General features: G+C 40.9%; 14 protein-coding genes. 7 read left to right on the forward strand and 7 right to left on the reverse strand.

Annotated features, from left to right (window positions below; genetic code table 11):
• The first annotated feature begins 69 nt into the window (after window positions 1-69).
• Window positions 70-957: a carbohydrate ABC transporter permease gene (locus tag IGI41_RS08440; RefSeq protein ID WP_430609317.1), complete on the forward strand. Its 888-nt coding sequence runs from the start codon at window positions 70-72 to the stop codon at window positions 955-957.
• A 41-nt stretch (window positions 958-998) separates the two neighbouring features.
• Here IGI41_RS08440 and IGI41_RS08445 read toward each other — a convergent pair whose 3' ends face one another.
• The gene (locus tag IGI41_RS08445) at window positions 999-3,209 is read right to left on the reverse strand and encodes a helix-turn-helix domain-containing protein (RefSeq protein ID WP_430609318.1); all 2,211 of its coding nucleotides are present in this window, start codon (window positions 3,207-3,209) and stop codon (window positions 999-1,001) included.
• Between the two features lie 159 nt (window positions 3,210-3,368).
• Between IGI41_RS08445 and IGI41_RS08450 the strand changes: the two genes are divergently transcribed.
• From IGI41_RS08450 to IGI41_RS08470, 5 genes are all read left to right on the forward strand, one after another.
• Window positions 3,369-4,349 carry a LacI family DNA-binding transcriptional regulator gene (locus tag IGI41_RS08450; RefSeq protein ID WP_430609319.1) on the forward strand — a complete coding sequence of 327 codons (981 nt, stop codon included), beginning with the start codon at window positions 3,369-3,371 and terminating at the stop codon, window positions 4,347-4,349.
• 68 nt (window positions 4,350-4,417) lie between these two features.
• Complete coding sequence (locus IGI41_RS08455) at window positions 4,418-5,824, forward strand: tagaturonate reductase (protein WP_430609322.1); 1,407 nt, start codon at window positions 4,418-4,420, stop codon at window positions 5,822-5,824.
• Window positions 5,825-5,936: 112 nt separating this feature from the next.
• A complete protein-coding gene (locus IGI41_RS08460) occupies window positions 5,937-7,448 on the forward strand; it encodes a UxaA family hydrolase (RefSeq protein ID WP_430609323.1) in 1,512 nt (503 codons plus the stop codon).
• A gap of 25 nt (window positions 7,449-7,473) precedes the next feature.
• Window positions 7,474-8,859, forward strand: coding sequence for a glucuronate isomerase (gene uxaC, locus IGI41_RS08465; RefSeq protein WP_430609324.1), 1,386 nt, complete (start codon window positions 7,474-7,476; stop codon window positions 8,857-8,859).
• 10 nt (window positions 8,860-8,869) lie between these two features.
• Window positions 8,870-9,544, forward strand: coding sequence for a rhamnogalacturonan acetylesterase (locus IGI41_RS08470; RefSeq protein ID WP_430609325.1), 675 nt, complete (start codon window positions 8,870-8,872; stop codon window positions 9,542-9,544).
• A 97-nt stretch (window positions 9,545-9,641) separates the two neighbouring features.
• Here the strand turns inward: IGI41_RS08470 and IGI41_RS08475 are convergent, their stop codons facing one another.
• The 5 genes from IGI41_RS08475 to IGI41_RS08495 form a co-directional block, all read right to left on the reverse strand.
• The gene (locus IGI41_RS08475) at window positions 9,642-10,448 is read right to left on the reverse strand and encodes a gluconate 5-dehydrogenase (RefSeq protein WP_430609326.1); all 807 of its coding nucleotides are present in this window, start codon (window positions 10,446-10,448) and stop codon (window positions 9,642-9,644) included.
• Window positions 10,449-10,466: 18 nt separating this feature from the next.
• Window positions 10,467-11,309, reverse strand: a complete 843-nt coding sequence (gene kduI, locus IGI41_RS08480) for a 5-dehydro-4-deoxy-D-glucuronate isomerase (protein ID WP_430609327.1) — start codon at window positions 11,307-11,309, stop codon at window positions 10,467-10,469.
• 14 nt (window positions 11,310-11,323) lie between these two features.
• Entirely contained in the window at window positions 11,324-12,322 is a 999-nt protein-coding gene (locus IGI41_RS08485; RefSeq protein WP_430609328.1) for a sugar kinase, read from the reverse strand.
• A 2-nt stretch (window positions 12,323-12,324) separates the two neighbouring features.
• Complete coding sequence (locus IGI41_RS08490) at window positions 12,325-12,972, reverse strand: bifunctional 4-hydroxy-2-oxoglutarate aldolase/2-dehydro-3-deoxy-phosphogluconate aldolase (RefSeq protein ID WP_430609329.1); 648 nt, start codon at window positions 12,970-12,972, stop codon at window positions 12,325-12,327.
• A gap of 105 nt (window positions 12,973-13,077) precedes the next feature.
• Window positions 13,078-13,827 (reverse strand): IclR family transcriptional regulator, encoded by a 750-nt coding sequence (locus IGI41_RS08495; protein ID WP_430609330.1) that lies wholly within the window; start codon window positions 13,825-13,827, stop codon window positions 13,078-13,080.
• A gap of 148 nt (window positions 13,828-13,975) precedes the next feature.
• Between IGI41_RS08495 and IGI41_RS08500 the strand changes: the two genes are divergently transcribed.
• Complete coding sequence (locus IGI41_RS08500; protein WP_430609331.1) at window positions 13,976-14,716, forward strand: MurR/RpiR family transcriptional regulator; 741 nt, start codon at window positions 13,976-13,978, stop codon at window positions 14,714-14,716.
• A gap of 17 nt (window positions 14,717-14,733) precedes the next feature.
• Here the strand turns inward: IGI41_RS08500 and IGI41_RS08505 are convergent, their stop codons facing one another.
• Entirely contained in the window at window positions 14,734-16,107 is a 1,374-nt protein-coding gene (locus tag IGI41_RS08505) for a gluconokinase (protein ID WP_430609332.1), read from the reverse strand.
• Window positions 16,108-16,289: the final 182 nt, after the last annotated feature.

The raw sequence follows: 16,289 nt of genomic DNA on the forward strand, positions 1-16,289 counted from the left end.
ATACGTTTTTTATCCCTCATGATACGGTTTAATTACTATTAATCTCACAAGAGACGGAGGAAAAAAACTATGCAGCAAACGAAGAAAAAGAAACATCGTTCCAACAGTGATCGAATCGTACAAGGATTTATTATCGGCTTTCTATTGTTATTTACTTTGATGTGTCTGATTCCATTCTTGAATATTTTAGGAAGCTCTTTTGCCACACCAGCAGAGATCGCGACTAGAACCTTCATTATTATACCCAGAGAATTTACTTTGAATGCTTACCGCTATATCCTTTCTACACCGACCATCTTTCAAAGTATCGGCGTATCTCTGATCGTCACGATCACAGGTACGTTCCTATCTATGGTCCTTACAGCATTTATGGCCTACGCCTTATCTCGTAAATATCTCCATGGAAGAGGAATCTTTAATTTTATTGTCGTTTTCACCATGTTATTCAGTGGCGGTATGATTCCAACCTTCATTCTTGTGCAAAGCCTTGGCTTGATCGATTCGATTTGGTCATTGATATTGCCAAGCGCTGTCAGTGCCTACAATATGATTATCATGCGTAACTTTTTCCAAGGTATTCCCGATAGTTTGGAAGAATCTGCTAAAATGGACGGTTGTTCTGATTGGGGCGTCTTCTTTCGGATCATCTTACCGCTATCTCTACCATCGATTGCAACGATTTCCCTCTTCTATGCAGTCAGTTATTGGAATACGTATCAATCAGCGATCCTTTATATCAATGACTCTGCCAAATGGCCTATCCAAGTATTGTTGCGACAAATCGTGATCGTTTCAAGCGGTATGAATGCTGATGCTACCAGCGTAGATGTTGTACCGCCTGCACAATCTGTCAAAATGGCCGTGATCATGGTCGCGACCTTGCCGATGTTGATTGCCTATCCCTTTGTTCAAAAATACTTTGTCAAAGGTGCGATGGTTGGTTCTGTTAAAGGATAAACACAAAGAAACCTTTCCGTTACTGGAAAGGTTTTTTGTATTCAACTAAATTTCTTGCGGTATTCACCAGGTGTGACTTGTTCTTTCTTCTTGAAAAAACGAATAAAATTCTGTGAATTGGTATATTTCAGACGAGCGGCAATCTCTTTGATGGTCAATTCTGTTTCTTCCAGCCACTTTTTGGCAATCTTCAATCGGTAATTTTGGAGATAATCCGCAAAAGTAACTGTCATTTCTTTTTTGAAGACATTGCTTAGATAGTTGGCATTGTAATGCAACTGCTCTGCTACTCGATCCAATGATAAGTCTTGATCATATTGCTGATGGATCAATAAGACTATTTTATTTGATAGCGAACGGATTTCATGATCGTTCTTGATCTGAATCGTTTCAACGATCGGTATGACCAATTCATCGTAAATACTTTGTTCGATTTTAAATAAGTGGTTTTGATTCAATACCTGCTGATATACTTTTCGACTCTTTTGCAGACTCGTGTAATCTGCACCTAATAATTGGCCTAAGCGAATAATATTATTGATCAATTGAAAGTAAGCACTTTCAATCGTCATTGGATTCGTATTGTCTTGAAGAATTTGCGTTACAACTTGCGTATAACTTTCCTTGATCATTGGAAGGTCACCACTACGCATCGCGTCTAAAAAGGTACTTTCAGTCTCGGTTGGATACTGGATCACAGCTGATTTATCAAAACGAGTCGCAATATCATCGAAAAAGATTATGACCTCTTTACCTAAATTCAATCGATAACGTAATGACTCTTCCGCATTTTTGACTGCTTCTTTGGTCAAATGCAGTGATTGATAATCGTCAGAAATGCCAATACTGATCTTGATTTTCAAATAATCTTTGGCTGCTTTTCTGATCATCTGACAATACGCAAAAATATCACTTTGTTTGATTTCGCTTGAGAATGTCAATAATGTGCCTTGGGTTTCCTGTCTAAATATGATTGGTTGCATCCGTAAGTCGTCTGGAATGATTTCAGCAACCAAATTTTGAATTGCCAATAAAAAGACATCTCCATTGATTGGATCTCTGCCGCATAGATCATCGATCTGAATCAACATGACGCGAAAATGATCTTGAGGAGAAACGTGATAGCCAAATTGTTGCAATTTCGATGGAATATCTTTTTCTGCAATACATCCTCTAAAAAGATTCAACAAAAACAAGGAAGCCAATTCCGGTTTCTGGCGATCCATTTCTCCTGAAAGGATTTGGTTGTGGCTCAGAATCTGATTGATCTCTGAGATCACCTGATTGACTTCAACTTTCTCGCCTTGCTTTTTAGGTTTTAGCACCTCGCTGATGCGATTGATTGGAGACATAGCAATTCTAGCGATACGATAAGCCAAGAACGCAAGTAAAACAATCAGCATACCACCGATGCCAATCAAGCTCGTCCGAAAGGAACCCATTGCAGTTGAAACTTCTTGCGGGGCTAAGCGCATCACATAAGCCCAATTATTGTATTCAGATTGCGTATACACATAGGATTGCTGATCACTGCCCTTGATGACACCGCCAGCGTCATAATCACCAATGATTTTACTGATAAGCTGCTCATCCATCGTTTCCCCATCGCTGTAGAGGACTGTTCCTTCTGTATTTACGATATTCAAAAAGGAGTCTGACTGATGCGCCACTAGTTGGGTGATTGCTTGATGATTGATTTCAGCAATCCCTAATGCATTTGTATTCTGACTAAACACCGGCAATGTCATGATCATTCTTAAATGTCCATCACCTGACTGCCAATCTATGTAGCGATCTTGGTTACCCATTGCTTGATACATCAACACATCTTCATTTGATAACTGCTTTAATGATCCTTGGTCGATTTTCCAACCTTTATCCACGTTGATTAGTTGATAACTGGCATCTTCAATCCCCATAATACTGATATAGGCCAACTGTGAATTGATATTTTGCACATCCCTATATTGCATATCCGTGTAATTTGCTTGAAGATTCTGTTTAAAATTTTGTGTATTGCTATACGTCGAGAAAGCATATTCCACCATTTGAATCTTATGTTCTAAATTGAATTTGACCTGATTGACAGCCTCACGATGCTTTTGCAAAAATGTTTGTTGGATATTTGTATATGTACGATGATAAATAACGCTGCCAAACCCTATGATTAAAACGCTTCCAATCAAGAAAACTGAAATAAACATTTGCTTGAATAATGTGCTCTCTTTCTTGAGCCTAGTAACAAATCTCATAAGACCCTCCTCTATCTCTTTTTATCCTACATTTATACTATCATAAAATAAAAATTATGCCTATGGTATATTTTATTTTTTCACGTGTGCATGATTGGTATATTGACTTTTTATCTAGAAAGTTATATGCTAAAACAAACGAAAGGTGGAAGCATTTTCATGGTTACAATCAAAGATATAGCTAAGATCGCCGGTGTTTCTCATACGACGGTTTCCCGCGCGCTAAATGATAGTCCATTAATCAAACCAGCGACTAAAAAGAAGATCAGTGAGATCGCAGACACATTAAATTACATACCAAATGTCAATGCGAAAAGTTTGGTCAATCAAAAATCATACATTATCGAATTGTTTTTTTCCCACCTTTCTAAAGGTACTTCAAATAGTTTTCTAGGAGATGTCATCAAAGGAATCAATGACACATTGCCTAAAGAATATAGTCTAGCCGTACATGAATTACAAGAAGCGGCAGCGGATTTCGACAACTTGAATCGGATCGATGGTGCCATCGTCATGAGTCAAAGTGACCAAGACGACGCCTTTATCGAGGCTTTATCCAAGCAAAATATCCCTTTAGTTGTCTTGAACCGACAACTAGACACAACGCGCTATAGAAATGTCACCAGCAATGATGCGCAAGGCGTCTACAAAATGATCCATCATGCGATCGATCAAGGATATACCAAATTCGGCTTGATTGAAGGTGTGCCCTCATTTCGTTCTAGCATCGAAAGAAAGAAAGGTTTTGATCAAGCATTAGCAGAAGCTGATTTGACCTATCCGCCAGAATATATTGTGTCAGGCGACTTCTCCTTAGTAAGCGGTCAAAAAGGCGCGCAGCAGTTGCTGTCCCTTCCCACCCCGCCAGAAGTGATATTTTGTTCAAATGATGATATGGCGATCGGTGCCATCAATTATTGTTTACAGGCTGGATTCACTATTCCAAAGGATATCGCTATTATTGGATTTGACGATATTCCATTTTCACAATTTACTTATCCACCATTAACGACGATCAGCAAACCCGTTTATGAAATGAGTAAACGGGCCACCGAACTTCTTTTGGCAAGTCCATCAGAAGAAGATAGTCAAACACAATTCTTCTTAGATACATCGTTAACGATCCGTCAGTCCTTGTAAAAACAGCAAGGATTGCATAAAAATGTTAACGTGTGCATATATATTTTAAAAACATCGGAGGCTAAAACATGCAAACTATCAAAGACCAACCTGTCACCCATTATCCCCCACGTGTGATTCAATTTGGTGAAGGGAATTTTATGCGCGGATTTTTTAACTGGCAATTGGCACAAATGAACAAACAAGGGCTTTTTCAAGGAAGTGCCATCGTTGTTCAGCCAATCGAACATGGGCTAAAAAACCTATTGGATCAACAAGATGATCGATACACAGTCATTTTGGAAGGCTTGGTAAATGGGACACCTGTTCAAACATCAGAAATCATTTCCACCATCCACGCGGTCATCAATCCCTATCAACAATGGCAAGAATTTCTGGCACTAGCAGAAAATGCCCACTTAGATATCATTGTTTCCAACACAACAGAAGCTGGCATTCGCTTTGATCCGACAGATACCCTCACTGATACGCCACCAAGTAGTTTCCCAGCAAAGTTGACTGCACTACTCTACCGCAGATTTCAGCTGGAGAAGCCTGGTTTTACCATTATTCCTTGTGAACTGATTGATCGTAACGGTGAAAAATTAAAACAAGCTGTTCTTGATTACGCCCAGCTGTGGTCATTGCCTGTTGCTTTTACCCAGTGGCTAGACACCAACAACCAATTTTGCTGCAGCCTAGTGGATCGAATCGTACCCGGCTACCCAAGAGAGACCGCCGCGGATTATGAAGAGATGCTAGGATACCATGACCAATTGATGGTGACCGCTGAACCCTTTATGTTATGGGTGATCGAAGGTTCAGAGATTGAAGAAAAATTACCACTGCAAGCTGCTGGTCTCAATGTGATCGTCACCGACGACATGACCCCTTATCGCGAACAAAAAGTCCATTTACTGAATGGCCCGCATACAGCTATCGTATCATTGGGTCGTCTAGCAGGACTTGAAACTGTTGAAGACGTGATGAATGATCCGGATTTTGTCGTCTATCTTGATGGTTTATTTCAAAAAGAATTGATTCCAATGCTTGATTTGCCAGAAGCACAATTGATGGATTATGCAGAAGAAATCAAAGAACGCTTCAAAAATCCATATGTCCATCATCAATTACAGTCGATTGCCCTGAACAGTGTGTCGAAATTTACAGCACGTTTATTGCCCATTTGTACTCGTTTTTACCAAAAGAAACAGCAGTTACCACTACGCATCACCGCTTCCTTGGCCGCCTTGCTTTATCGCTATTTAACTTGTCCATTTGAAGATGATGCCCTAGTCACAGAAATTTTCACGCAAGCGAAGCAGATGTCCTCAACGGAACAAATAGACTTTTTACTTGGCAACCAGGAATTATGGCAAAAGGATCTACGCTTTTTATCCCGTGACATTCATGTGATGTTCCAGATACTTTCTCAAGAAGGTCCTCGTGCATTGCTTCACTATGTAGAACAATACGAAGCTGTCTCAGCTTTATAACATAGACAGTTTTACCCGGAGACCTTAAGAAATGACTTGGCGGCTGATGTATATATCAGTTGCCCTTAGCCCATCACATCGTTCATTTTTAAGAGAAGAAAGGAAGAAAAAAATGAAAGAGGCACTGATCGAAGCACCAACGCAGCTGTTGAAATTACATCCGAAAGACAATGTCGCAGTTGCGCTGCGGCCGATAAACAAAGAGAGTCAACTGATCTTTGAAGGACAAGCCTTGTCGATCAAAGAAGATATTCCTCAAGGCCATAAGATTGCTCTTGCAGACTTGGCAAGTGGGGATCATGTCATCAAATACGGTTATCCCATCGGCCATGTTTTAGCAAATGTCGCTACTGGCAGCTGGCTTCATACCCACAATGTAAAAACCAATCTTTCAGGTACATTAGATTATACCTATGCGCCAAATCTACATCCTGTAGCATACCCAAAAACAGATTTGACCTTTAAGGGCTATCGACGTGCCAATGGCAAAGTCGGTATTCGCAATGATTTATTGATCGTACCGACCGTTGGCTGTATCAATGGTATCGCAGAGATCATTGTTGAGGAGTTCAAAGCGCTGCATCCAGACCTCGGTACCTTTGACAATGTAACGATTTTAAAACATCCCTATGGGTGTTCACAGTTGGGACAAGATCATCAAAATACCCGCCAAATCTTGATTGATGCCGTGCAGCACCCAAATGCTGGCGGCGTGCTGGTTTTTGGACTAGGTTGCGAAAACAATACTGTGCCGGAATTCAAGAAAAAACTTGGCAATTATGATCAGCAACGTGTGAAATTTATGGTTGCCCAAGAAAGTCAAGACGAAATCAAGGTCGGTATTGAACTGCTGGAAGCATTACTAGAGGCGGCCAAAGAGGACGTCAGAGAAGATGTGCCATTAAGCGAACTGAAAATCGGCCTGAAATGCGGCGGTTCCGACGGTTTTTCCGGCATTACTGCCAATCCTTTACTAGGCGCCTTTTCAGACTTTCTCGTCGCACAAGGAGGTAGTACCGTATTGACTGAAGTACCGGAAATGTTTGGTGCTGAACAGGTCTTGATGGCACGTGCACAAGATGAAGAAACCTTCAAAAAAATATTGCATTTGATCAATGATTTTAAAGATTATTTCTTGGCGTATGGCGAACCAGTATATGAAAATCCCTCTCCAGGGAACAAAGCTGGCGGTATCACAACACTCGAAGACAAATCCCTCGGATGTACCCAAAAATCCGGTACCTCAGCAGTCGTAGATGTCCTAAAATATGGAGAAAAGTTGCGTAAGCCCGGATTGAGTTTGTTGGAAGGTCCAGGGAACGACTTAGTTGCTGCCTCAGCATTGGCTTCCGCTGATTGCCAACTGGTTCTTTTTACCACTGGACGCGGCACACCATTTGGTGCCTACGTACCAACCATGAAAGTAGCCACCAATCAGGAAATTTATCAAAAGAAACCCCACTGGATGGATTTCAATGCTGGTCGCTTGTTAGAAGAATCAATGGAGGTCGTTCTGGCTGACTTCATTCAAGCCATCATTGAAACTGCTAGCGGCAAGTCTACCCGCAACGAAGCCAATAATGTGCGAGAAATCGCCATTTTCAAAAATGGTGTCACTTTATAAAATCATATGAAAGTAGGAAAACCCATTGTTTAAAGAAGATTTTTTATTGACGAATAAAACCGCCCAAACGTTATACCATGATTACGCAAAAGACCTACCGATCATTGACTATCACTGTCATTTAGATCCAAAAGAAATTTACGAAGATCAACCTTTTGAAAACATTACCGAAGCTTGGCTTTCCGGAGACCATTACAAATGGCGATTGATGCGGGCTTGTGGTATCGACGAAGAAAAAATTACGGGCTCAGCGTCTGATTACGACAAGTTTACTGCTTGGTGTCAGACCGTGCCAAAATTGATAGGAAACCCATTATACACATGGACCCATTTAGAATTACAACGTTTTTTTGACATCGACACCCCGGTCAATGAAGCCAATGCCGCACAATTATGGACACAATGTAATGAAAAACTGCAACAAAAAGATTTTACCCGCCGTGCCCTGATTGCCAATAGCCAAGTCAAGATCGTTTGTACAACTGACGATCCAATCGATGATCTGTACTACCATCAACAGCTTAGTCAGACAGAAAAGCGTTTCAAGGTCTTGCCAACCTTCAGACCTGATAAAGCGATCAAGATCGGCGATGAACATTTTACATCTTATATTACGCAATTGGCTGCTGTATCAAATCAAACCATCGACACTTACCAAGACTTGCTTTTCGCTTTGTCTCAACGAATCAACTATTTCTCAGAAAATCACTGTCGATTGGCTGACCACGGCATTGATACATTAAGTTTTATGGATCAATCTGAAATATCAGCCGAAGATGTTTTCAAAAAAGCGCTCGCTAAACAGCCTTTAAGTGATACTGAAATTGCTGTCTATCAAACTGCAATTTTGTTGGCATTGATGAAAAACTATCATCAAGTAGGCTGGACCATGCAGTTACACTTACATGCCTACCGTAATTGCAACCAACGTATGTACCAAACGTTAGGGCCAGATACAGGATATGATGGTATCAACGATCGTCCGATAACCAAAGATTTGCAACAACTGTTAGATTGCGCTGACCAAACAAATCAATTGCCGCAAATCATTTTGTACTCATTGAATCCCAACGATTATGACACCTTAGTGGCTTTGATGGGTTGTTTCCAAGGGACTGGTGCCAACAAACTGCAATTGGGTTCTGGCTGGTGGTACAATGACACACGGGCTGGTATGCGCCAACAATTGACCAAGTTTGCTGACGGCAGTGTGCTCTTTAACTTTGTGGGTATGCTGACTGATTCCCGCAGCTTCCTCTCATATACACGTCACGAATATTTCCGTCGTGTTTTATGCGAATGGCTGGCTGAGATCGTAGAGCGAGGAGAAGCGCCTGAAGATCTAAGCGAACTGAAACCATTGGTAGAAAATATCTGCTACTACAACGCTGCACGCTACTTTCAATTTTAGGAGAAGTCAAATGCCCAAAATCGTAATTGCTGGCGATTCAACTGCCGCAAACAAATTTGAAATTGCACGACCAGAAACTGGTTGGGGAGAAAAACTGTCATGGTTTCTCCCCGATACGTATCAAGTAATCAATTTTGCAAAAAATGGCGCCTCGACGAAAAGCTTTATCAAAGAAGGACTGCTTGCTCAAGCAGAAGCTGCCCTATCTAAAGGGGATTATTTCCTGATTCAATTCGGTCATAATGATCAAAAAATCACCGATGAACGAGGAACGACATTAGAAGAATATCAACATAATCTAGCCAAATATATTCAAATCGCAAAAGAAAAAGCGGCCATTCCTATCTTATTCACATCGATCACCCGACTTTATTATGATGAAGATCAGCTTGATTTAGAGGCTGTTGGTGGTTATCCAGCAGCAATGCGTGCTTTTGCCGAACAATATGATATTCTTTGCTTAGATATATTTACTGCCACACAGAATTACTTCAATGGAATCACACAAGCAGAAGCACAAAGTCATTTTCTGCATCTGCCAGTGGGTGTTCATCCTAACTATCCAAACGGGATCGAAGATAATACCCATCTTAACGCACATGGCGCGACTGTGGTTGCACAACTCATTGCCCAAGCACTCAAACAAACCGACTTGCCTTGTGCGAAAGATATACTTACCAAGTAACTAGAAATCACGACACCAAAAATGAAGATCCGCTCATCTCTTGATGAGCGGATCTCTTTTTATCTACATGATTTGATTTAACGGCTGTTTATCCCAGTTACTCAGGTTGTTTTCCAATGTATGCCAAGATACCGCCATCTACATACAAGACATGACCATTGACAAAGTTTGATGCATCAGATGCTAGGAAAACTGCTGGACCAGCTAAGTCTACCGGTTCACCCCAACGAGCAGCTGGTGTTTTCGCTACGATAAATTGATCAAAGGGATGACGTGATCCATCTGGTTGTATTTCTCGCAATGGTGCTGTTTGCGGTGTTGCAATATATCCAGGACCGATACCATTACATTGGATATTTGCTGAGCCGAACTCTGAACAAATATTCTTAGTAAGCATTTTCAATCCGCCTTTTGCTGCTGCATACCCAGCAACTGTTTCCCGACCCAACTCACTCATCATAGAACAAATATTGATGATTTTTCCATGGCCTTTCTTGATCATTGACGGTAAGACCGCTTTTGAAACGATAAATGGCGCGTTTAAATCAACATCAACAACTTGACGGAAGTCTTCTGCTGACATTTCTAACATAGGAATCCGTTTGATGATTCCCGCATTATTGATCAAGATATCGATCACGCCGACTTCTTCTTCAATCTGTTTGACCATCGCTTGTACTGCTGCTTCATCTGTGACATCGCAGACATACCCATGGGCATCGATCCCCGCTTCTTTATAGTTTGCTAACCCTTGATCAACCGATGCTTGATCCAAATTATTGAAGACGATTGTTGCCCCTGCTTTCGCTAATGACTGTGCTAATGTGAATCCGATACCGTAAACAGCCCCAGTGATCAAAGCAATTTTTCCATCTAAACGAAAATTATCCATTGAAAAATCCATATTTCTACCTTCTTTCTTTTATTTTAACTCATCCATCGCGATCATATCCATATCCGTATAGGTGATATTTTCACCACACATTGCCCAAATGAAGGAGTAATTACTGGTTCCAACACCTGAGTGGATCGACCAACTAGGAGAGATGATTGCTTGTTCTTCTGCGACGACCAAATGTTTTGTTTCATCCGGTTTACCCATCATATGGAAAACTTTGGTATCTTCATTTGCAAAATCAAAATACACATACGCTTCCATACGTCGTTCATGGGTATGACATGGCATTGTATTCCAAGCACTGCCTGGTTCTAAAATCGTATAACCCATTTGTAATTGACAACTTTCACAAACATTTGGATGAATATATTGATAAATTTTCCGTTCGTTCAATGTCAACCCTTCTCCTGTTTCCATCGGTTTGACTTGATCGATACTGATTTTGACATTTGGATACTTTTTATGTGCTGGGACGCTTGAAAGATAAAATTTGGCTGGATTGGCTGGATCATCAGAATAAAAAATCACGTTTTTCGTTTCTTTGCCAATGTAATAGCCGTCTTGTTTTTTCATTGGTTCTTTGTTGCCTTCGATTGAGATCGATCCTGGTCCACCAATGTTGATCACACCTAATTCTCGCCGTTCTAAGAAGTAATCAACGCCCAATTCTTTAGTTAATTCGATTTCCAATCCTTGGTCGGTGGGTGTGACACCGCCAAAAATCATACGGTCATTGTGGGTATACGTCAGCATGATTTGACCGGGTGTAAAAATTTTCTCTACTAGAAATTCTCTACGTAATTCCTCCGTACTATAATGTTTGATATCCAGCGGACTATGGGTATAACGTGTTTCCATATGTTGCATGTGTGTATTCCTCCTTAGCGGACAATTTTTCCTGATCCGTTTTTAATAAAATCATTGATTTCTGTTGCTGAAAAAAGATTACAATCCCCGTGGACAGTGTGCTTAAGCGCAGAGGCCGCAGTCGCAAATGCAATCAGCTCTTGATCGCTGCTTTGATTGGCGATACCATGCAACACACCGGCTGCAAAAGCGTCCCCACCACCTACACGATCAATGATAGGATCGATGATATGGGATTGTGATACGACATAATTTCCCTGATGCCACAGTCTTCCTGTAAGGATGTTGTGACTTGCTGAAATCACTTTCCGATGGGTGCCATAAAAAAGTTCTATGTTGGGATACAATTGATTCATCTGATCATAGTAATAGCGATCATCTGTTTCCTTATCTGGTGCTGGGATATCCATAAATACTTGCGCATCCAATTTTCCTGCGGAACAAAAATCCACATAAGGCAATATTTGTTTTAAGTATTGCTTTGCTTCATCCGTGGTCCATAGTTTGCCGCGAAAGTTGATATCCAAACTGATTTTTGCGCCAGCTTGTTTGGCTGCCTGGACCAACTCGATCAACGTCTGCTGCCAATTTTTTGAAAGAGCGGGTGTAATACCGGAAATATGAAAAATATCGATGCCTTCGAACATCTCTGTCGGCCATTCACTCTTTGTCATCTCAGCAAAACTAGATCCTTTACGATCATAAACGACTTGTGCAGCGCGTTCCCCAATACCCGTCTCAACGTAATAGGTACCCAACCGATTGCCCCCTCTGAGCAAATAACGGCACTCGACACCATAACGTTGTAAATGTTGTTTGACGCCATCTCCTAAAGCGTTTTCAGGAATCTTACTGGCAAAAGCAACTGTATGACCAAAATTGGCCAATGAAATAGCTACATTCGCTTCACCACCGCCATAATGGGCAAAAAATTGATTGCTGGATGCTACACGTTCACCAACCGTGGTCGATAACCGCAACATGATTTCACCTAATGTAAGCATCTTTCCCATCTTTATGCGCCTCGAATCTCTTTTAGTTTCGCAGCATACTGCTTAGCTACTTCGGTCACTGCAGCAAAATCGCCCTTGACAGCTGGCGCAAGCAGATTACCGCCAACACCCACTGCAACGACACCTGCATCAAACCATTCAGCCATATTTTCAAGACTGACGCCACCGGTCGGCATGATATTCAATTGTGGCAATGGTGCTTTAAATGCAGAAATAATACTTGGACCGTAGGCACTACCTGGGAACAGTTTAATAATATCGGCTCCGGCCTTCAATGCTTCCTTCATTTCAGATATCGTCATACATCCAGGAAGATACGGCACTTGATACAAGTTGCACATCTCGGCTGTCTCTTGATCAAATGTTGGACTGACCACATATTCTGCACCAGCCATAATTGCTAACCTCGCCGTGACAGCATCCAGTACTGTTCCTGCACCTATGACAACATCATCATCGTTTTGATATCGTTCTTTTAGTTCAGCAATCACTGAAGCGGCTTCTGGCACTGTGAAAGTTAATTCGATCCCAGTAATCCCACCTTCAATAATTGCTTGACTAGCTTTCAATGCTTCTTCTTTAGAAGCGCCCCTCACGACGGCAATCACACCGCTCGTTTGCAATTTCATCAAACGTGCTACTTTTTTCATCTAAGTCCTCCTAAATTTCTTATTTGGAAATGCAATTTTATTATAAAGAAACTTACAGATTTATTATACCGCTCTCTGATGATTTTGCAAGGGCTTTCCACACTTTTATAGCGATTTTTCAATTGCCTCTTTGGTTTCTCGAATCGCATCGATCAAGGTCTGCTTATAAGCTGATGTTAAACGATATTTAGGCAAACTCACAGAAAACGCCCCAACGATTGCATGATCTTGCATCAATGTTGTTCCGATACAATAGATTTCTTGTTCCATCTCTTCATCATCAAAAGCCACTTGATCTTCCTTTGATCGGTCAAGTTCTTTTTTTAGTTTGAATGGATTGGTAATCGTATTTTCCGTGTAGGCGATCAGTGGTGTCTCAGCCAAGTATGCATCAACGGCTTCTTCTGCAAGCATCGACAACACGGCTTTGCCCATTGCAGATGAATACAATGGCCTGGTAATGCCTACTTTAGAGGACATGCGAATCGTTTGGTGTTGCGGTTCTAACTTATTGACGTATAAAATCTCATTTGCCGCTAAGACCCCTAAGTGGATCGTTTCATCTACCCTTGTTTGCAAAGCTTCTAAATGCGGCAAACTCAATTCAACTAAATCTAACTCTTGAATACTTTGATTGGCATATTTGATCAGCTTAGACCCCAGACGATAATTCTTTTCTTTATTTCGCTGCACATACCCTATCATTACAAGCGTGTCTAAAATTTTTAAGGTAGTTGAGGGTGTCATCTTTGTCGCTTCAGCAATCATCTGCAACGATTGGTTGGGATTTTCTGCTAAATGATCCATGATCGATGCTGCTTTCAATAAAACTGTTCCATATGGTTTTTGTGTCATGCTATCCACCTCTTTTTTTCTATATAAGAAATTATAATATCTTTTTAAGAAATTCACAATCATCTTTTATTTTTCTTTTCAGATTATGATTTACATTTTCTTGATGAACCATGTATGATGGAGAAGAAGTGTAAAGGAGTGCTAGATAATGGATCTTCATGTGTTGACCAAAGGAAAAACACTATCTGAAAACGAAATTCAGATCATAAACTATCTCATCAACCAGACGGAAGAAATCGATGGATTACCCTTGCGAGAAATTGCCAAAAATATCTATACATCCCCTGCAACGATCGTTCGCCTAGCTCAAAAACTAGGCTTTTCTGGATACACCGAGTTTTTTTTCTTTCTAAAAAACCAACTAAAAAAACAACAGATCACAGAAGCGACAATCGATTATCAAATCGATACAGCAAGTATTGATGAGACCATTGCATCGATCAAAAGAATCTATGCTGAAAATACTGATAAATTTATCACGATTTATGCAACAGGTTTCTCTGGGATCATCGCTGAGTATTTACATAAAAAAATGCTGGTCAATGGGATAAAAACATTGTTAGTCAGCGCCTCAGATTCTGGTGGCATCATCAGCAACAATATCGACAACATCAGTATGCTGATCACGATCTCAAAGTCAGGCGAAACCCAAAAAGTCATCGAAAAAATGACGCTGGCCCAAAATCATCAAATCCCTACAGTTTTATTTTGCGGTAATGGAGACCATAGCGCCAATCAGTTGGCAACCTATTCTTTTGAAGTGACTGATGAACGCCCCTATGATACACAAAATATTGAATATAGCAGTTTTTTTGGTAAGTTACTCTTACTTATGGAATACATCGTCACTGTGATCACCACAACCGAAAAAAAACCACACGATCAATGAGCGTGTGGTTTTTTTGATTATGTCAGAAAGTATGATTCTGCCATTCGATGATACTGGTTACGGGCATGTTCATTAGGTTCTATCGCCTCACCAACTGGATCTTTCCGTATCTTTGTTTGATGATAAAGATCATATAAGCCAAAAATCGGCTCATTTTCTTCTGAAATACAACAAGAAATATCTAAAATATCGGCTGTCATTTGGCCAAGTAATTTGGTTTGGAAGAAACCACCACTTACTGTTAAGCGCCCCTCCACTTGAACCAAATCCTTTAACAAACGCAGATTCATTAACATGCCTTCGATCGTGGCGCGGATCATATCCTCTCGCTGATGTTTGATCGTTAAGTGATGAAAGCCAGCTGTGATTTGATTTGTCCAAAAAGGCGCGCGTTCTCCATTCAAGTAAGGAAAAAAGCGCAATCCTTGACTGCCGATCGGCGACTCAGCCAAAATTTTTGGCAACGATCGATAAAAATCTGTCCCCTTTTCAGCAAGTGTTTCTTTGGTCCATGCTAAAACCGATCCACCATTATTTGACGGCGCCCCGATGACATACGTGCCATCTTGTAAGTAATAACAAAAATTTTGCTTTTCCAGATCAAAAATCGCACTAGAGGTCACCTTTCTTATTGCGGCACTTGTGCCGATCGTCAAACTATTGGGGATACCCGTGGATATGTAGCCTGCATATGCCGCCAAACAGCCATCACTTGCCCCACACATGACCTGCACGTGTTGTGATATCCCTAGTTGATCAGCTAATTCTGGCAATATAGGAAAACAATCGGTTGGTTCACACAAGGATGCGAACTGATCTGAAGTCAACGAGAGATAACTTAGCACGCTACCGCTCCAGGACTTCTCCTTCAAAGCATATAATCCTGTAGCAGAAGCTGTACTGCGATCGATCCTTGCTTTTCCCGTAAACAAGCGCATTGTTAACTCCTTGAGCCCATAAAAATGATCAAATGATGAAATCAAGTCATTTTCCTTCATATAAAGCAACTTTGCAAAGGGTGACATGGCGTGGATCGGTGTACCCGTTTCCTGATAAAAGGTACTTGCCAACGCTGTATGTCGAAAGGCTTCTATCGTTTCGCTTGCCTGGTTGTCTGACCAAATGTAAATGTCATCCCCTTGTCCATTCCTCTCAGGCAGTAAACTGTGCATCGCGGTACTAAACGCCATTGTCTGTATGGATTTTTTGAACGACTTGGGCAAAGACTGTATACCAGTAATTAATGATTTGCTGATTTCGTTTGCCGACTGGATTTGTTTGGAACCGTCAATAGTAGTGGTTATTTGGATCGATTGACTGTAGCAGATTTTTCGCTCGCTGATCACACCAAATTTGATCGCTGTGGTGCCGATATCAATTCCTAAAAACATCTCATCTCATTCCTTTACTGTATAACAACTATCTTTTATTCTATCACAAATTTAGGACACAAATAGCACCCATTCTCGGTTAAGTAAAGTTGCAGGTTTACATCTGCTATGGACAAAAAGAAGATTCCCGCAGGAACCTTCTTCAACCTTTACCAGAAAATGTTTCTCAAATGTGAAACATT

The organism is Enterococcus sp. DIV0876 (assembly GCF_050529585.1).
Classification (GTDB): domain Bacteria; phylum Bacillota; class Bacilli; order Lactobacillales; family Enterococcaceae; genus Enterococcus_D.

Coding starts and splice junctions, on each gene's coding strand:
- IGI41_RS08450 (WP_430609319.1), top strand. CDS start 3,369: ATGGTTACAATCAAAGATATAGCTAAGATCGCCGGTGTTTCTCATACG.
- IGI41_RS08500 (WP_430609331.1), top strand. CDS start 13,976: ATGGATCTTCATGTGTTGACCAAAGGAAAAACACTATCTGAAAACGAA.
- IGI41_RS08485 (WP_430609328.1), bottom strand. CDS start 12,322: ATGGGAAAGATGCTTACATTAGGTGAAATCATGTTGCGGTTATCGACC.
- IGI41_RS08475 (WP_430609326.1), bottom strand. CDS start 10,448: ATGGATTTTTCAATGGATAATTTTCGTTTAGATGGAAAAATTGCTTTG.
- IGI41_RS08490 (WP_430609329.1), bottom strand. CDS start 12,972: ATGAAAAAAGTAGCACGTTTGATGAAATTGCAAACGAGCGGTGTGATT.
- IGI41_RS08460 (WP_430609323.1), top strand. CDS start 5,937: ATGAAAGAGGCACTGATCGAAGCACCAACGCAGCTGTTGAAATTACAT.
- IGI41_RS08455 (WP_430609322.1), top strand. CDS start 4,418: ATGCAAACTATCAAAGACCAACCTGTCACCCATTATCCCCCACGTGTG.
- IGI41_RS08495 (WP_430609330.1), bottom strand. CDS start 13,827: ATGACACAAAAACCATATGGAACAGTTTTATTGAAAGCAGCATCGATC.
- IGI41_RS08445 (WP_430609318.1), bottom strand. CDS start 3,209: ATGAGATTTGTTACTAGGCTCAAGAAAGAGAGCACATTATTCAAGCAA.
- IGI41_RS08440 (WP_430609317.1), top strand. CDS start 70: ATGCAGCAAACGAAGAAAAAGAAACATCGTTCCAACAGTGATCGAATC.
- kduI (WP_430609327.1), bottom strand. CDS start 11,309: ATGCAACATATGGAAACACGTTATACCCATAGTCCGCTGGATATCAAA.
- IGI41_RS08470 (WP_430609325.1), top strand. CDS start 8,870: ATGCCCAAAATCGTAATTGCTGGCGATTCAACTGCCGCAAACAAATTT.
- IGI41_RS08505 (WP_430609332.1), bottom strand. CDS start 16,107: ATGTTTTTAGGAATTGATATCGGCACCACAGCGATCAAATTTGGTGTG.